Source organism: Neobacillus sp. MER 74, from assembly GCF_023714155.1.
Map to the genome: position 1 here is coordinate 121,554 of NZ_JAMAUV010000004.1, position 15,552 is coordinate 137,105.

Below are 15,552 nucleotides of genomic sequence, written 5' to 3' on the forward strand. Positions count from 1 at the left end.
GTTTTCAATCTAGTATTTGATGGCTTTTTTTGATGCAAGTTCTGGCATGAAAAAATGGTATAATCTCACTAGGGTTATACAAATTGTGGGAGATAAATGCAATATAGTATTGTTTAGGAGGGGAAAAGGTTGCCATTAGAAATTGTTCGTCATGATATTACTAAGATGAAGGTGGATGCGATTGTCAATGCTGCGAATACATCATTGAAAATGGGTGGGGGCGTTTGTGGTGCTATCTTTCGTGCTGCTGGTGTCTATGAGTTGCAAAAAGCTTGCGATCAAATGGGGGAATGCAAGGTTGGAGAAGCTGTATTGACGGACGGCTTTAACTTAGAAGCAAAATATATCATACATACTCCTGGACCGATTTGGCAAGGTGGTTCCAATCAAGAAGCCTTACGGTTAAAGAATTCGTACTATAACTCCTTGGAGCTGGCCATGACCCATCAGTGTGAATCCATCGCATTCCCGTTGATTTCGACGGGCATTTATGGTTACCCCAAGGAGGAAGCATTACAAATTGCAGTTTCTACGATAGGTTCATTTTTATTACAGCATGACATGCTCGTTTATCTAGTTGTTTTTGATAAGAGCTCTTTCGGTTTAAGCAAGAAACTATTTACATCGATTCATCAATGAAATGTAACACTAGAATAAAAAATTATTTAAATACTTATACAATTTCTCCCTTTTATTTGCTAAAATTTTCATATAGGCAAAAAGTAGGGGAGGAATAAAAAATTGATTGAACCGCAAAGAACGGAATCAATTATTACACTTGTTGAGGGCATTGACTCTGAACAAATTGCATTACCGGAATTTCAGAGAGATTTTGTGTGGGATATGACTAAAACTTTGGATTTATTTGATTCACTGGTAAGAGAAATTTTTATTGGAGCAATAATATATGGAAAGCCCTCGTTTGAAATAACAACACGAGAAATTGACACAAGACCAAGAAAAACAAAAGGTAAGAGAAGAAGGAGTCTTAAAACTACAGATTTCTCAAAACAAGAAATTGAACTAAAAACAAAGCTTGATAATTTTCGTTTGGTATTAGATGGTCAACAACGGGCAACTTCCCTATATAGAGCTTTAAAGGGAATAGATGATGTTTGGTTTATTGTTAAAGACACAGACGAACTCGAGGAAACTATAAAGGGTAAAAACTTTAATTCATGTTCTTTAGAAGATATTATTTATGAATTTAATTCCCAAGAAGATGAAAGCAGATTGTGTATAAAGTTGTCCGATGTTTATAAAATTATGACAGAAGGCATCTTAGATGATGATTCAATAAAAGAACAATTTTTCAATGAATTAAAATACATACAGCTTAAAGATGACTCCTCTAAAAAGGAAGAATTTAAAAAATATCGTCAACTAATTATGAAGGTTTATGACTTGTTTAAAAGTGACAAACTCTTGTCATATTATCTTTTAAACATGAGTACCGAAAAATTTGCACTCTTTTTCGAAAGAAGTAATAGCCGAGGAGTTCAGCTAAATTTTATAGATATTTTAGCTGCAAAACTATACACAGGTTTCAATTTAAGAAAACATATGGAACAGTTTGAAAATGAAAATCCAAATTACCGATTGAACCGAGAAATTATTGTCCGTGCAATCTCGTTTATTGTAAGTGATGGAAAAAAGGTTGATAAGTCTTATATACTATCCGAGCTTAATTATCAGCATTTTAATGATAATTGGGATTTGGTATGTCAACTATACAAAAAATCACTTGATTTTCTATATAATAATTACTTTATTATTTCTCAATCATGGATGCCATATGAAAATATGATAATACCGCTTATGATTTTCTTAAAGGAAATAAAACATAGTGATTTTTCACAAATGACAAAAAAGCAATATGATTTTCTAAAATATTGGAATTGGGCTTCTATACTTTCACAAAAGTATTCTTCGGGGTCAAATGACGTAATACTTTATGATTCAAACATTATGAAAATTATTGCTAGAGGTGGTCGGATTACTGATAAAAGTTTCTTTAATAAATTAAAAATCCAAATTTTTGAATATGACGATATTTATTCTTTTACCAAAAAAGCAAATGTTGTCTACCAAGGAATTTTAAATCTAATTAATTTTAATGCAAAGGGCTTATTAGATTGGAATAATAATAGTGTACTTTCCTTTAATAGTAATTTGGAAGACCACCATATTTTCCCTGTAGAATTTATTAAAACTGTAAATAGTGCCGATGAACAAGCATTAGCACTTATTGATTGTGTAGCGAATAGAACTTTAATACCTAAAATCACGAACATTAAAATAGGAAAAAACCCACCATCTAATTATTTAACCAAAATAAAGCATAATAGCAACCCGTTAATAAAGGAAACATTAAGGAATCATTTGATCCCTGAAGAATTAATTGATGGTGATTATGATGATGTCTATTTGCTGTTCTTGGAGGATAGAGCAAAGCAAATATTTGAATTAATTAAAGCAAATATTACCGACCTTCAAGGCAAGATGTTAGACATGTTTTATCAAGAGCCATTTCAAAAAGAAGTGGAAGTATAATGAATATATTTAGACTTCCTTCGTGGGGAGTCTAAATTTATCTGAATATTCAGTTTATTCCATTTACAAGTAGGTGCAAATTGGATAATATAAACATGTACCAAATAAATGGAAAATACTGGAGGGACTAAAATGAAACAAGTCCAACTAATTAATGTAAAAACAAACGAGGTTCAAGCATTTCCTATTCGCAAGTCTGTTGCAGATTATATTGAGTCACTTAATATCACTGATAACTCTGTTAAGACAATTGAGGCAAAAGTTGCAAAAGCAATTAAAAATGATGAAGTTTTATATGAAACTTTCAAAGTAGTTGAAATCACTGATCTAACTGAAACAGATATTGAAATAAATATTGAGCAACCAAATATGATAAACCTTGAAAACCTTCAAACCGCATTAGCTGAAACCTTTGAAAATACTCAAACTGAAGATATTGAACCTAAAATTGAAGAGGAAGAAAAACCAACTGAGGAAAAAGTAAATAAGCGCCGAAATGGAAAGCAAGTTGAATGGTGGGTAAATGGAGAATTGAAACAAACTTTCCCTTCAATAAAAGCATGTGCTACATATTTTAAAGAAACTCTTGAACTAAAAGGAATGCCATTCACTCCGATTATGAAGTCAATTCGTGATAATGTTAATTGGAATGAAAATACTTTTAAATTTGCCGAATAAGACAAATGATGAGCAACTTAAATAGGTTGCTCATTTTCTTTTTACAAAGATAAAACCATGGCACAATTATGGGTACAAAAATGGAACTAGAGAAAGTGGATCCATTTTGGGTACAAAAATATGACCATAAATTTATGGCGCAATTATTGGCACAAAAATATGACTAGTCAAAATATTGCGCCAGGGATATTAAAATATTAAAATGAAACTATATTAAAATATATGACATAATGCGGATTTTTTAAAAAAAATTTTGACCGGATGCGGGCGCAATAATGGAACCAATAGGTAAGAGACCCACTTATTCATTTCATCAGCAAATCTATTAATTATTAACCAAACATATTATACATTTAGATAGATTATGTTATTAGAGGGATATAATATTCATTACATTCATATTATATCTAGCAAAAAAAAATCTGTAAACCGCACTAAGAAAATGTCATAATTTTATTATTTAATTTTCAGTTTACAGAAAAAAATTTTTTGTGTAGTTTCAAATTATTTTCAAGTTTGGTTTACGTTTTAAAATAAAATACCTATAATCTCACCGTAAGTTAAAACAACTAAAAATAACGGAGAGTGATTGGAAATGAAAAAAATTAATAAGGTTAAAAAGAGCAAGAATGAAAAGTTGATGGAGCGAAATGTATTTGCTGTTTATAGTCTAGCATTTGAATTGTTAAAAAGCGATGATACGAAAAATTGGATTGAGTATATTGCAGAGGAAAATGGATTACTAAATAACGGCTGTTTTAAAAATCCAATAAAAAAACATATTATTTTATATGTTGCGATGCTCTATACTCATGTTATTATTACTAAGAATAATTTTAAACTTACTGAAATACCGCATATAAATAATTGTACTATAGAAGAATTTGCGGATTTGATTCTTAAAGTTGGTGCAGGAATTATTGAAGAGATGAAGCCTTTACAGGATATATCTGTAAATTTCAACGATTATCTAGAAGATGATGAAGAACAAACATTTTAATATATTCTTTATGCTCACCATTAATTGGTGGGCTTTTTTCATAGGTAACAATAACTTGTTGTATATTTATATATAATGGCGCAGGTTTATGTTACCTTTTGTACAATAGTAGTTTATCTGGTAAACAGCTAGTAGTGCATTATTTGCACTACTATTAAAATCACTGATGGATATAAACGAGCAGTAATTTGCTTATTTTGTTCTTAATATAATAGTAGTGCAAATTTTGCATATAGTAGTGCATTATTTGCACACGTAGTAGTGCATCTAGTGCACTAGGGTAGTGTATCTAGTGCATTCTAGTCATAACTATATCATAACTATATGTCATAACTAATATACAAAACTATTTAGAGCCGAGACTAAAGTCTCTGCTCATTTTTTTCTTTATGCTATTGAATATTTAATTAATTATATTTAGAGGAAAATTAATAAATTATCTAAATTCTTCGTAAATATTGGTTTACTAGTTGCCAACTTGTTGACATATATATTGAGGGTGGCAAATCACAAACAAAACTATTGGAGGTCAAAATTAATGAATAAATCATATTTAATATATAACTTACAACTTGCAGAGTATTTGATTAGAAAAGGATACAGTATCATTGGAATCTCACCAAATAAATTCATGGAAGGCAAATATGTATTTTTCTTAAGTAATGAGGATGGTCAAATTGAAACTCATATTAAGGAATACAGTATTTGAGGTGCTTAAAAGGCACCTTACAAAAATCTAATAAAAAACGAGGAGAATGTAAAAATGAAAGAATTAAACTTAAACTTTGGTAAATTGTATTGGGAAATGTTTCAAGATGAAAGATTGGTTGATTTATCCAATGATGGTATTATTCTTTATACTAAAATGTTGGACAAAATGAACTTATCTAAATCAAGAAAATATGTAGATAGTAATGGAGAAGTCTATATACTATTTACTCAAGATGAGGCACTTGAAAAATGTCGTATTAAACAAAGAACATTCTTTACATTAAAGAAACAATTAAAGGAACTTGGCTTGATCCATTATGACGAGCAAAAAGTTAAAAAAGCAGGAGTATCAACTCCTATTTATGTAAAGCACTATGAAACTTGGTCAAAAGAATTTATTAATGAAGTAGTAGAAACAGTAGAGGTATCAGATAACCTTAACAATAATAATTATACACAGCAGCCACAGGACTGTGAACCAATTCATAAAACCATTGAGGAAAATATTGAGGTTCCGGAGGTTCCAGAAGAAAATTCGATGGATAATACACATATTGTTTTAGAAGAATCTACAAAAGGTCCAGAGGATTCTAACAATGGTGGTTTCGGAATTTATAATGTTAATTTTCAACCAAGTAATATTGAACCTAATGAATTAGCTCAAGAAACACCAAACACTCAAATTGATAGAATGAAGTCACCGCAAGAGTTACAAGAAGAATGTAATAAAGTACTTGAGTTAACAAAAGACATCCTTGTACCTAACGAGGTTGAAGATAGAAAAATGGTTTTTGTTAAGACTAATCAATTTGGACAAATGGTTGAAGTATTCAGATATGTTCAAGGTAAAAAAGAAGATTTGATTAAATCAGCAGAAGGTCAAGGTTTTAAGTTAATTGATTTCTTAAACAAGATTGAAAAGCATAAAGGGGCAATAATCAATTATATTTAATATTTTAATAAATATTCGTAAATATTGGTTTACCATTGTCCCATCAATGCACATATATTATGTAAAGGTAAAATGAAAAAATGGAGGAATATATAATGCAATTTTTAACTAAAAAACAAAATGAAGTTTTGTGGAAAAAACAACTGATTGTTGAACTTAGAAATAAAGGACTAACGTTTGACAAAATCAATGATGAACTAAACGAACAGTTAAAAGAAAAAGGACTTAAACTAGTAAAAACTGATTATGCAAAAGTGGTCTATAACATTATGAAAAGAAATGGCGAGATTTAATTAAGCACTGTCAATTAAATGATGGTGCTTTATTTATTTTCATTAAACAAAAGGGGAGAGTTGTTAGATGAAATTCTATCAAATTAAAAGCGATTGTAGACAAATTTTGATGATGCTATCTTTATGCCTTTGGTTCCTTGGATAGGAGTGTTTAAAGAATGAAAAATGATAAATTAAAATCTGAAATGTTACTTTCAATAATCAACTTAAATCTGTATGCGCTAAATAAATCTGTATACGGAACATCATATGTGCCAATTAGTTCAAGGCGGTTAGAAGATTTGAGGTATGAGATCGAATTGCTTATAAGAAATCATCGAGGTAGTAAATTTAATGAAAAATACGGGTTATATGACATATCTGATTGGCCGCAAAAAGATATGAAGAATTTAAAAAATATTCAATACGCAAATAGACTGATGGGTTCCTATTTTATTAGGAGGAAAACAAATGAAAGAAACATCAAATAAAGGCTTCATTATTGTTTATGATAGAAAAATGTTTTTAGATCTACTTACTCACGGTATCATACCACTTTCTAAACATGAAGGTACTTATACAGAATACTTATATGAGTTTAATGAAAGCACCTTTGAATTGATTGACAAAATTTATGAACAAAATTATGCAGAGGGCTACATCTAACAAGGTGTGGCTCTTTATTTGTTGGGAGGATGTAATATGGAAGGAATATCAAAAAGAAAAATAAACGGTCAAAATAATCCTTGTTATGGAAGAACGGGAGATAAGCACCCATTATTTAAAGGTTATTTTTATATGATTGACCTTGACACTAACAAAAAATGGAGATTCAGTTCAACGTATGAATGTTCAAGATTTGCTAAAGAGGTATTGAACTTAACATTAAGTAATTCATCAGTTTACTACAAATTAAGTGATAAGTATGAATCATCAATATATCAGGATAGGTATCAATTTATTTGGGAGGAGCAATCGAAGTAGATTGCTTTTTAGTTTGCCTAAAAAGACATAAGAGAGTACTAGGAGGAACATGAAAATGAAAAACGATGTAAGAGGTAAGCTGTATAGTTTTGGTTATATAAAAGGAACAGACGAAAGATTAAATAAAATTGAGGGTATTGCTGAAGGTTTGGTTGATGATTTTTACAATGCTAACTCAATGAAAGTAACAAAGGATAAAAGTACAAATAAACAGGTACATAGAGATTTGGAGCTCCTTGCAGACTATGTGCTTGAGAGTGAAAATCTTACAACAAAGAAAAATGAATATAACATCTTAGATAAGAAACGGTTAAAAGATGTTGAAATAAATGAACAGCAATTACCTTCATACTCAAACGATGATGAAGAAACAGTTGCAGAAGCTCAATTAACTAATGCAATCGTAAATCGTGAAAGACTATTAAAATACGAAGATACAGTTGATAACTTGTTAAAAGGAGATTATGAGTTAATCAATGAAGGTGCAGCCATTGAAGATTTATGGTTTTATCAAGCACTTGAAAATAATGAAGATGCCAGAAACCTCGTAGAAGATTGCTTTAATTTGATTCAATATTATATATCAAAATTGAAAAAATCAGGTTCAAATAAAGGAACCATGGCAACTAGAAGGAAAATCAAAGAGATATTGTTTGGTGATATTGGCGCTATTGTTCGTTCTTACACAAAGCATGAACCAATGCAAAAAAGAAGTGGCGTAAAGGCATATAGCAAGCAAACTGTTGAGTTTTCAGGTGAAGTTGCTTCAGGTAAACATTACTCAATATTTAAGGCTCTTGTTGCTGATAAAGGCTCTATTACAAAACCAATTGACATTATACCGATAGCTGATGTTGAACAAGCTATTGATAACGGTATTCAGAGTGGACAATTAAATAGTAAAGATATTGAAATGATTGAGTTGCTAAAGAAGAATTACAGCGGCGATCTATTGGCTTGTTTGAAGGTAAACAATAACTATAAAACTAATCGCAGACGTTTTGAAAAATTAATAAATAAATTAGAAAAAATTATTTAAAACTGTCCACGATTAGGGGGAAATTCTCCCTAATATTATGTAATGGTACTAAGCATAACATTACACTTTTCAATAAGAGTTTTCATTTTTATTAAAGGCGTTTCCTCCGATAAAAACGTCTTCACCTTCCCTTTTTGTCCAGCTCCACTAACATAGCAGTTGGTGGGGCAACATTTTTTTTAGAGAAGTTCCAATTCATATTCACATATAAGTAAAAAGTCAGAGGTGGTGCATAACATTGGTGATTAGTGAATTAATAGATAAAACAAATAAACAAATGAGTGATATAGATGAAATTATACTTCAAAATGCAAACAGTACATTAAAGTTAATTGATATGCAGCTGCAAATACTCAATGATTTAGAAGAACAGACAGATGATAAACAGTTATTAAAACAGTTGGACAAACAGATGCAACAGTTGAAGAACAATAGAGTATTGTTTGTTCTGATGAATAAGTACATTGTAAGCAATGAGTTAAATAATCAAGAAAAAAGAGTTTTGATGAAAATTTTTAAGAGAATGTAAGCAAATATATGCCCGTTTAGTCCTTAAAAAAATGGTTGACCGGCGTATGATAACTTGTGCACCTTCAGTTACACCCAAGTGTACAAAAGCCCAAGAACTATTTTTTGTAAATAATTGTAAATAAGAGGAAAAAGGAGTGATTATATGGCTAAACCGCAAGAATTAAAAGACCGAAATAAAGGGCGCTCTACTGGCGAAGAACTTGTTGCAAAAGAAAAAAATTTTAGCGGTATTTTTTCAAAAGTCAATATCGACAATCCTCCTGAGTACTTCAATGATAGTGCTAAAAACTATTATCTGTTCATTGTGAAAGAGTTAAAGAAACTTGAACTCATAAATGACTTGGATAAACCATTGATTCAAAATCTTGCTTTCTATTATTCGCTGATTGAGGATTGTCACAGAATAATTTCGAAAGAAGGACAGATAATTGAGTCGTTACATGGTAAGAAAGAACACCCTGCAACCGCATTGTTAAACAAGCACACAACTAAGGCAAATGAACTTGCAAAGCTATTGTGCCTTACTGCTGATACAAGAACAAAATTACAAAGCATTAGTGAATCGAATGAAGGCGATAAACTGATTGCACAATTGTTAGGAGGATTCTAATGGAACATTTACTTACTATTGAAAACTTACGTAAAGATAATGGTTCAAATTATTCTTGGATAAAAAATGAACTGCCTAACATTGATGTAGTTAGAACTCTTGTCGCTGCTAATCAGGTTATTGATCCGTTGCTATGGTTAATCAAAGTTGAAGCTATGGTTCATGTAAGTTACAACAAGTATTTAGAACTTATGGAATATAAGGCAACAGAAAATGAAAATCAAAAGATGTTAAGAATTGTTCAAGAATACAAACAACAAATGGCTTAAGAAAGTAGGAGGTGAACGAAAAAGATTATGGGATTATTTGATTTTAAGAATAAACAAAATGAAGTCGAGGAACGTTCCTTTTATACTAGTAACGGACAAAACTTAGCTATAATCTCATTACTGGGTGGTTCTACAGTTACTGAAGAACAAGCTATGACAATACCTGCAGTTAAATCTTGTTTAAACCTAATTGAAGGAACTATTTCACAACTTCCAATCAACTTATACCAAGAGAATAATGGTGAAGTTGTAAGAGTACCCGATAACCGAACAAGGTTGCTAAATGGAGAAGCTAATTACTTCACTGATAGTCAAGCCTTTAAGAGACAGTTGGTTAAGGATTACCTCTTTTACGGTAAAGCAATTATTTACATTGAGAAAAAAGGGAACTCAATTATTTCACTTCATGCCCTTAAGGGAAACAGTGTTCAATTTAAACAATATACAACAAACGGAATTACTCTTTCCAAAGTTGAAGTTGTTTACACTGGTTTAGGCGCAAGTGTTCAACTTGATTATGAAGACCTAATTATTGTTGACTCAGGTAATGAAGGTATTTTAAAGCATGGGTCAGATATTTTAGAATTAGCTCTTGAACAAAATTCATATTCTAAAAATCTATTAAAAAATGGGGCACTTCCGATTGGTGTCATTCAATCTTTAAATAGGTTATCAGAACAAGCAATTAAACGATTAAGAGCAGGTTGGGAATCTCTTTATGCTGGTGCAAAGAATGCTGGTAAAACAGTTATTTTAGAAGAAGGTATTGAGTACAAGCCGATTGCATTAAACCCTGAACAATTACAATTAGTAACATCTAGGAAAATAACTAACTCTGACATTTGTAAGTTGTTCGGTATTGATGAATCACTTATCAGCGCTGAATTTAATAAGTACAGTGCAAATTCTCAACAAAACCTTGCTTATCTTCAATATACATTGTCACCGATTATAACAGCTATTGAAAGCGCTTTCGACAAGTCAATGTTATTGGAAAATGAGAAAAATAACGGTTATTATTTCCGCTTTGATACGTCTGAAATCCTTCGTGCAACAGAGAAGGAACGTGTTGAGACTATCGGTCTTGCAGTTAAAAATGGTTTATTAAGCATTAATGAAGGGCGAGCGAGCCTTGATAAGAACCGTATCAACAACGATTACTTTATGTGGTCTTTAGGTAATGTCCTTTATGACGCTAAGAAAGACCAAATGATTATTCCTAATATGGCAACTACCATTACAGACGGAAAAGTTCCAATGCCAAAAGATAAAGAAGGTGATAAATAGTGAAGATGGAACTAAGGTTCAATGAATCAGAATTTAAAACCAATGATGATGGCTCATTAACTGTTTCAGGGTATGTCAATAAAACGGAACAATTTAGTGAGCTATTGGGAAAATCCCAAAAATTCAAAGAAAAAATTGCTAAAGGTGCATTTACTAATGCAATCAGAAAAGCAAAAGAGGTTCATTTCCTTGCTGAACATGATTCAGAAAAGATTTTAGCTTCAACAAGAAATGACTCTCTACAACTGACCGAAGATGAACAAGGACTATACATGACAGCTACGATAAGCGCAACATCTTGGGGTAAGGATTATTATGAGTTAATAAAATCTGGAATCTTGCGGAATATGTCCTTTGGCTTCCGTGCTGTTAAGGACTCATGGCGCAACATGGGTGACTATTTTGAACGTACTGTTACTGAACTTGATTTATTTGAAGTATCTGTTGTTAGAGATCCAGCTTATGCAAATTCTACAATCTCTGCTCGTGGAATTAATTTGGTTGAGAATATCGAAATACCAAAAGCACAAGAAGTAGTAGAGGTAAAAGAAATGAATAAAAAAGCTCTCATTGAAAAAAGAAATGAGTTACTAAATGAATTAGAAGAAATTGCGGAGGTTGTTGAGGTTGAAAGCCGAGGTTTAACAACTGATGAAGCAATTAGGACTTCAAATTTAAAGTCTGAAATTGAAATTCTTAATACAAAAATCGAAGAGAAAGAGGTAAGAAATATGATTGAAATCTTAAACCCAAATGAAACTTCTGTTGAACAACGTGGTTTTGAAGCATTCTTAAAAGGAAATCTGTTTTCAGATGAAGTACGTGCTATTACAACTTCTGCAACACCTGGTTCTTTAACAGTCCCAACATCAATTTCAGATGAAATTGTTAGAAAATTAGAAGAGGTTGCTCCACTATTTGGACTATCTAAAAAGTTCCCATCAATGAGCGGGTACCTTGAAATTCTTAAAGAAACTGATATTGGGACTGCTCAATGGTTAGGTGAAATGACCAACGCAACTCCTGCTGACTTTGCAATGGTTAAAGTGAAACTCCAACAAAAGCGTTTAACAGCTGCTATTGAACTTTCTCAACAACTTATTAATGACGCTGCTTTTGATATTGTGAACTATGCAGTTGATGTATTGGCTCGTCGTATTGCACTATCGCTAAACCGTGCAATTGCCAACGGTAACGGGACTACTGAAATGGAAGGGTTCTTAACTGCAACACTAGATGCATCAGCTACTATCCAAACTGGAGCAGTTGGTTCAGTTACTACTGATGATGTTTTAGGATTGTTCAACTCTATGAATCCTCAATTAGTTGAAGATGCAGTATTTGTTATGAACCGCTCAACTTTCAACACTCTTGCTAAATTGAAAGACGGTACTAACAACTACTATCTCGTTGATTTTAAAAATGGGAACGGGGCAAAATATTACACAATGATGGGACTACCTGTTCAGATTGTAGATGTAATGCCTAATATCGCGACTGGTAATAAGGCAGTAGGTTTAGTTAACTTTGGTCAAGCTTACGGTACACTAATCAAAAAAGGTATCGAAATTCAACACGTCTATGCTGATTCCACTCAAGCTCTACGTGGTTCTCAACTTATTGTTGCTTCGATCTATCTGGATGGTAAGGTAATCAGTGACCAATCAATTCGTTTGCTACAAGTGAAATAATAAATAAGGAATGAGAGAACGGTGTAAAAACCGTTCCAACTCTCCTTTTAGGCTCGATGGGTAAAACCATCGGGTCATTTTTTTTTGCTTTTACGATAAAATGAAAATTTTATTGTTATTTATTTTCAGTTGTTTTTAGATGGTAGTAAATTGAAACTAATGTTTCATTGCCACAAAGTTTGAAGTAGCGCTTATATTTTTCATGGAACGTATACCAAAAGATTATATTAACCACCAATAAAACGATAACAATAGTATGGGCGTAATCATTAAGGAGCCCCTTATGGAAAGATAAAAAAACTAAAAGCGCTAACTGTAAAAAACAAATAAATGATAGAGATCGATAAAAATTATATTTTGCTAAAAATGTATCATTCATATTTTTTAAATTCTCGTGATAAATCATTATTTTCGATAACTTATAAATTGAGTACCATTTCGTTGGAAAGTTTGTTTTATATCTATCATTGATAATTTTTAATGATTCTTCAAGCAAAGGTTTATTATCTTTTTCATAATCTTCTGTGCCAAAAACAAATATTACTTTTAAATTGTATTTTATAAATTTATAAATATCCTTTATATACTCTTTAATAAATTTTTTCAAACTTGGTTTCCAACTATTAAAAATCTGTATCACTCTAATGAGTTTTCTTGTTCGAGAACCCAACCATTTAATGAATAAGGAAAATATTTGATTTATAAATTTATCAAAAATTAAACGAAAAAACCAATAATACAATTTTGATAAAACCTTAATAACATGTCCAACTAAATAGGCATTAAAGACAAAAAATACAACTAAAAGCCATATTTGCTTTTTTATTTCCTTATCCATTTTGTAAATAAGTTTAAAAATTACAATTTTGTTTAAAACACTATGAATATCATTAACCAGATCCCCAGAGATCAAAAACAAAAAAGTAAATATAATGCCTGTAAGAAACACTACTCCTGGTATTAATAAACCCATAATGTCAAAAAAGTAAATCTCAATTTTCTCCCACATAATTTCCTCCCGTTAATAATTTAGTGTACTAAATTATTAAACCCTTTATTTTCCTCATTTTCAATATTTTTATCTTACTTTTTTACCGATTCTTATTACCTAAGAAATATTAAATAGATACACAGTTCTTTTATTTATGTAAACCCAACGAAAAATATATAATATTTTTCTCCATTCCGGTTTCCACTTTTAAAATCTATACCTATAATTTTGAACACATATTGAAGATGAGGTGTTGGGAAATGAAAATTTTTGGGAACTTCGATAATAAAAATGTCGAGTTAGTAAGCCGTAAAATGTTAGAGAACGGACAAATAAAGACATTATTTAAGTTCGGTAAATTGACAGTAACAGGAGTTTCAAATAAGCCTTCAAATGAATCAATAAATAAATTAGCTGATAACATGAGCAAGATTGCCGAATCTATATTAAGATAATAAAATTTAAAATTTCTATATAAAAAACTGGTAAATATTGTTAAATTAATATATGTATTGATGTAAATAAATTTTAAAGGAGAGAGAAATGGATACGATTAAAGATATTGCAATATATCTGAGGAAGTCAAGAGATGAAGAAGGTAAGGCAGATGTATTATCAAAACACCGCAATATTTTAGTAGAATATGCAAATAAACATAACCTCAACTACAAATTATATGAGGAAATTGGGTCATCTCAATCTATTGAAGCTCGTCCTGAAATGGTTCAATTGCTAAATGACATTGAAAACGACTTGTATGATGCAGTTTTAGTAGTTGATTTGGACAGACTAACTCGTGGAGACTTAGAGGAAATAGGAAGAATACAAAGAATTTTTCGCGAATCTAATACTCTTGTAATTACTCCAAACAGAACTTATGACTTCAATGACGAAAATAATATTATGACAAACTTTGAGCAACTGATGGCTAACTACGAGTACAAAATGATTAAAAAGCGAATGCTTAGAGGTAAAAGACAAGGAGCGAAGTCGGGGAGGTGGGTTAGTGGTCAGCCTCCATTTCCATATAAATATAACAAAGTCACCAGAGAACTTGAAGTTGATGAAGCAGATGTAAAAGTCTATGACCTTATGAAAAAGATGTTTTTACATGATCTAATGCCAACTTATGAAATTGCCTGGGAACTCAATAGATTAGGTATAAAGACAAAAAGAAAAGGAGATTGGCATGAGACAACAATAAGACGAATAATAATGAGTGAAATACACTTAGGTAAAACCAAATACGGAAAGAATAATTATATTGAAGGCATTCATAAACCGTTAAAAACTCAGGAAGAACATGAGAGAATTTTGGCAATACACAATGATAGACGTGTAAAGCCCGCTGGATCTCGTAATAATATACAAGTACTTTCAAAGCTAATATTTTGTGGCAAATGTAAAAAAGCATTAAGTTTCAATAACCATAAAGCAAGTGGGAAGACCTATATAAAAACTTGCACCAAGACCGATAAATTTGGAATTAAGTGCGGAAACAACGGTATGCGCGTAGAAATTGTATATGCTCAATTATTTTTCGAACTTGAACAATATCAAACTCGTTTGCTCAATAGTGAGCAAACAGAACAAAAGGAGGATACAACCTTACAGCTTGTATTAAGGAACAAACAAGATGAACTTAAACGATTGGAAACAGGAGAGGAAAGGTTAATAGACTTATATGTTGAAGGAACGTTGGATAAAGCTCAATTAAAACTTAAACAGGAAAAGCTAAACGCCCAAATACAAAGGTTAAGAGATGAAATCCGTTCAATTGAAAAATCACTTGCAATAACTAACAATGAAAAAACGGATGAAGAACGCCTATATGCCATTAAACAATTTAAAAGAGCATGGAGTTCAAAGGACATAAGTAAAAAAGAACTTAATACATTAGCTAAACAGATTATTGATAGAATCGAACTTATTCGCGAAGGCGAGAATATTGAAATAAAGATAAACTTCCTTTAAACCTGTACAT

The 15,552-nt window shown here is 31.2% G+C and carries 19 protein-coding genes; 18 read left to right on the forward strand and 1 reads right to left on the reverse strand.

Translation table 11 applies throughout. The features are described 5' to 3' along the window. The first annotated feature begins 129 nt into the window (after window positions 1-129). The 16 genes from M3610_RS09160 to M3610_RS09235 all read left to right on the forward strand — a co-directional run bounded on the left by M3610_RS09160 (window position 130) and on the right by M3610_RS09235 (window position 12,577). On the forward strand, window positions 130-639 hold the full coding sequence (locus tag M3610_RS09160; protein WP_251458604.1) for a macro domain-containing protein: 510 nt from the start codon (window positions 130-132) through the stop codon (window positions 637-639). Window positions 640-741: 102 nt separating this feature from the next. Continuing rightward, complete coding sequence (locus M3610_RS09165; RefSeq protein ID WP_251458607.1) at window positions 742-2,553, forward strand: GmrSD restriction endonuclease domain-containing protein; 1,812 nt, start codon at window positions 742-744, stop codon at window positions 2,551-2,553. A gap of 132 nt (window positions 2,554-2,685) precedes the next feature. After that, complete coding sequence (locus M3610_RS09170; protein ID WP_251458610.1) at window positions 2,686-3,231, forward strand: hypothetical protein; 546 nt, start codon at window positions 2,686-2,688, stop codon at window positions 3,229-3,231. Window positions 3,232-3,826: 595 nt separating this feature from the next. After that, window positions 3,827-4,231, forward strand: coding sequence for a hypothetical protein (locus M3610_RS09175; protein ID WP_251458612.1), 405 nt, complete (start codon window positions 3,827-3,829; stop codon window positions 4,229-4,231). A 538-nt stretch (window positions 4,232-4,769) separates the two neighbouring features. After that, complete coding sequence (locus tag M3610_RS09180; RefSeq protein ID WP_251458614.1) at window positions 4,770-4,940, forward strand: hypothetical protein; 171 nt, start codon at window positions 4,770-4,772, stop codon at window positions 4,938-4,940. A gap of 54 nt (window positions 4,941-4,994) precedes the next feature. Then, window positions 4,995-5,894: a replication initiator protein A gene (locus M3610_RS09185; protein ID WP_251458616.1), complete on the forward strand. Its 900-nt coding sequence runs from the start codon at window positions 4,995-4,997 to the stop codon at window positions 5,892-5,894. Window positions 5,895-5,989: 95 nt separating this feature from the next. Then, entirely contained in the window at window positions 5,990-6,187 is a 198-nt protein-coding gene (locus M3610_RS09190; protein WP_251458618.1) for a peptide ABC transporter substrate-binding protein, read from the forward strand. A gap of 158 nt (window positions 6,188-6,345) precedes the next feature. Continuing rightward, entirely contained in the window at window positions 6,346-6,657 is a 312-nt protein-coding gene (locus M3610_RS09195; protein WP_251458619.1) for a hypothetical protein, read from the forward strand. Then, window positions 6,638-6,832, forward strand: a complete 195-nt coding sequence (locus M3610_RS09200) for a hypothetical protein (protein ID WP_251458620.1) — start codon at window positions 6,638-6,640, stop codon at window positions 6,830-6,832. Before M3610_RS09195 ends, M3610_RS09200 begins: the two co-directional genes overlap by 20 nt. A gap of 36 nt (window positions 6,833-6,868) precedes the next feature. Next, entirely contained in the window at window positions 6,869-7,150 is a 282-nt protein-coding gene (locus tag M3610_RS09205) for a hypothetical protein (protein WP_251458622.1), read from the forward strand. A 55-nt stretch (window positions 7,151-7,205) separates the two neighbouring features. Next, the gene (locus tag M3610_RS09210; protein WP_251458624.1) at window positions 7,206-8,189 is read left to right on the forward strand and encodes a short-chain dehydrogenase; all 984 of its coding nucleotides are present in this window, start codon (window positions 7,206-7,208) and stop codon (window positions 8,187-8,189) included. Between the two features lie 241 nt (window positions 8,190-8,430). Next, on the forward strand, window positions 8,431-8,718 hold the full coding sequence (locus M3610_RS09215) for a peptidase M23 (protein WP_251459014.1): 288 nt from the start codon (window positions 8,431-8,433) through the stop codon (window positions 8,716-8,718). A gap of 144 nt (window positions 8,719-8,862) precedes the next feature. Further along, the gene (locus M3610_RS09220) at window positions 8,863-9,330 is read left to right on the forward strand and encodes a phage terminase small subunit P27 family (protein WP_251458627.1); all 468 of its coding nucleotides are present in this window, start codon (window positions 8,863-8,865) and stop codon (window positions 9,328-9,330) included. Further along, window positions 9,330-9,599 carry a hypothetical protein gene (locus M3610_RS09225; RefSeq protein WP_251458628.1) on the forward strand — a complete coding sequence of 90 codons (270 nt, stop codon included), beginning with the start codon at window positions 9,330-9,332 and terminating at the stop codon, window positions 9,597-9,599. The genes M3610_RS09220 and M3610_RS09225 overlap by 1 nt, the downstream gene beginning before the upstream one ends. Before the next feature lie 27 nt (window positions 9,600-9,626). Beyond that, window positions 9,627-10,886: a phage portal protein gene (locus M3610_RS09230; protein WP_251458632.1), complete on the forward strand. Its 1,260-nt coding sequence runs from the start codon at window positions 9,627-9,629 to the stop codon at window positions 10,884-10,886. 5 nt (window positions 10,887-10,891) lie between these two features. Beyond that, on the forward strand, window positions 10,892-12,577 hold the full coding sequence (locus M3610_RS09235) for a phage major capsid protein (protein WP_251459015.1): 1,686 nt from the start codon (window positions 10,892-10,894) through the stop codon (window positions 12,575-12,577). Window positions 12,578-12,692: 115 nt separating this feature from the next. Here the strand turns inward: M3610_RS09235 and M3610_RS09240 are convergent, their stop codons facing one another. Further along, entirely contained in the window at window positions 12,693-13,586 is an 894-nt protein-coding gene (locus M3610_RS09240) for a hypothetical protein (protein ID WP_251458635.1), read from the reverse strand. Between the two features lie 242 nt (window positions 13,587-13,828). Here M3610_RS09240 and M3610_RS09245 point away from each other — a divergent pair, with 242 nt between their 5' ends. Together M3610_RS09245 and M3610_RS09250 are read left to right on the forward strand one after the other, a co-directional pair. After that, window positions 13,829-14,023 (forward strand): acyl-CoA thioester hydrolase, encoded by a 195-nt coding sequence (locus M3610_RS09245; protein WP_251458637.1) that lies wholly within the window; start codon window positions 13,829-13,831, stop codon window positions 14,021-14,023. 88 nt (window positions 14,024-14,111) lie between these two features. Beyond that, the gene (locus tag M3610_RS09250; RefSeq protein ID WP_251458639.1) at window positions 14,112-15,542 is read left to right on the forward strand and encodes a recombinase family protein; all 1,431 of its coding nucleotides are present in this window, start codon (window positions 14,112-14,114) and stop codon (window positions 15,540-15,542) included. Window positions 15,543-15,552: the final 10 nt, after the last annotated feature.

Coding starts and splice junctions, on each gene's coding strand:
- M3610_RS09175 (WP_251458612.1), top strand. CDS start 3,827: ATGAAAAAAATTAATAAGGTTAAAAAGAGCAAGAATGAAAAGTTGATG.
- M3610_RS09245 (WP_251458637.1), top strand. CDS start 13,829: ATGAAAATTTTTGGGAACTTCGATAATAAAAATGTCGAGTTAGTAAGC.
- M3610_RS09195 (WP_251458619.1), top strand. CDS start 6,346: ATGAAAAATGATAAATTAAAATCTGAAATGTTACTTTCAATAATCAAC.
- M3610_RS09225 (WP_251458628.1), top strand. CDS start 9,330: ATGGAACATTTACTTACTATTGAAAACTTACGTAAAGATAATGGTTCA.
- M3610_RS09220 (WP_251458627.1), top strand. CDS start 8,863: ATGGCTAAACCGCAAGAATTAAAAGACCGAAATAAAGGGCGCTCTACT.
- M3610_RS09200 (WP_251458620.1), top strand. CDS start 6,638: ATGAAAGAAACATCAAATAAAGGCTTCATTATTGTTTATGATAGAAAA.
- M3610_RS09210 (WP_251458624.1), top strand. CDS start 7,206: ATGAAAAACGATGTAAGAGGTAAGCTGTATAGTTTTGGTTATATAAAA.
- M3610_RS09205 (WP_251458622.1), top strand. CDS start 6,869: ATGGAAGGAATATCAAAAAGAAAAATAAACGGTCAAAATAATCCTTGT.
- M3610_RS09240 (WP_251458635.1), bottom strand. CDS start 13,586: ATGTGGGAGAAAATTGAGATTTACTTTTTTGACATTATGGGTTTATTA.
- M3610_RS09180 (WP_251458614.1), top strand. CDS start 4,770: ATGAATAAATCATATTTAATATATAACTTACAACTTGCAGAGTATTTG.
- M3610_RS09230 (WP_251458632.1), top strand. CDS start 9,627: ATGGGATTATTTGATTTTAAGAATAAACAAAATGAAGTCGAGGAACGT.
- M3610_RS09185 (WP_251458616.1), top strand. CDS start 4,995: ATGAAAGAATTAAACTTAAACTTTGGTAAATTGTATTGGGAAATGTTT.
- M3610_RS09235 (WP_251459015.1), top strand. CDS start 10,892: ATGGAACTAAGGTTCAATGAATCAGAATTTAAAACCAATGATGATGGC.
- M3610_RS09190 (WP_251458618.1), top strand. CDS start 5,990: ATGCAATTTTTAACTAAAAAACAAAATGAAGTTTTGTGGAAAAAACAA.
- M3610_RS09170 (WP_251458610.1), top strand. CDS start 2,686: ATGAAACAAGTCCAACTAATTAATGTAAAAACAAACGAGGTTCAAGCA.
- M3610_RS09250 (WP_251458639.1), top strand. CDS start 14,112: ATGGATACGATTAAAGATATTGCAATATATCTGAGGAAGTCAAGAGAT.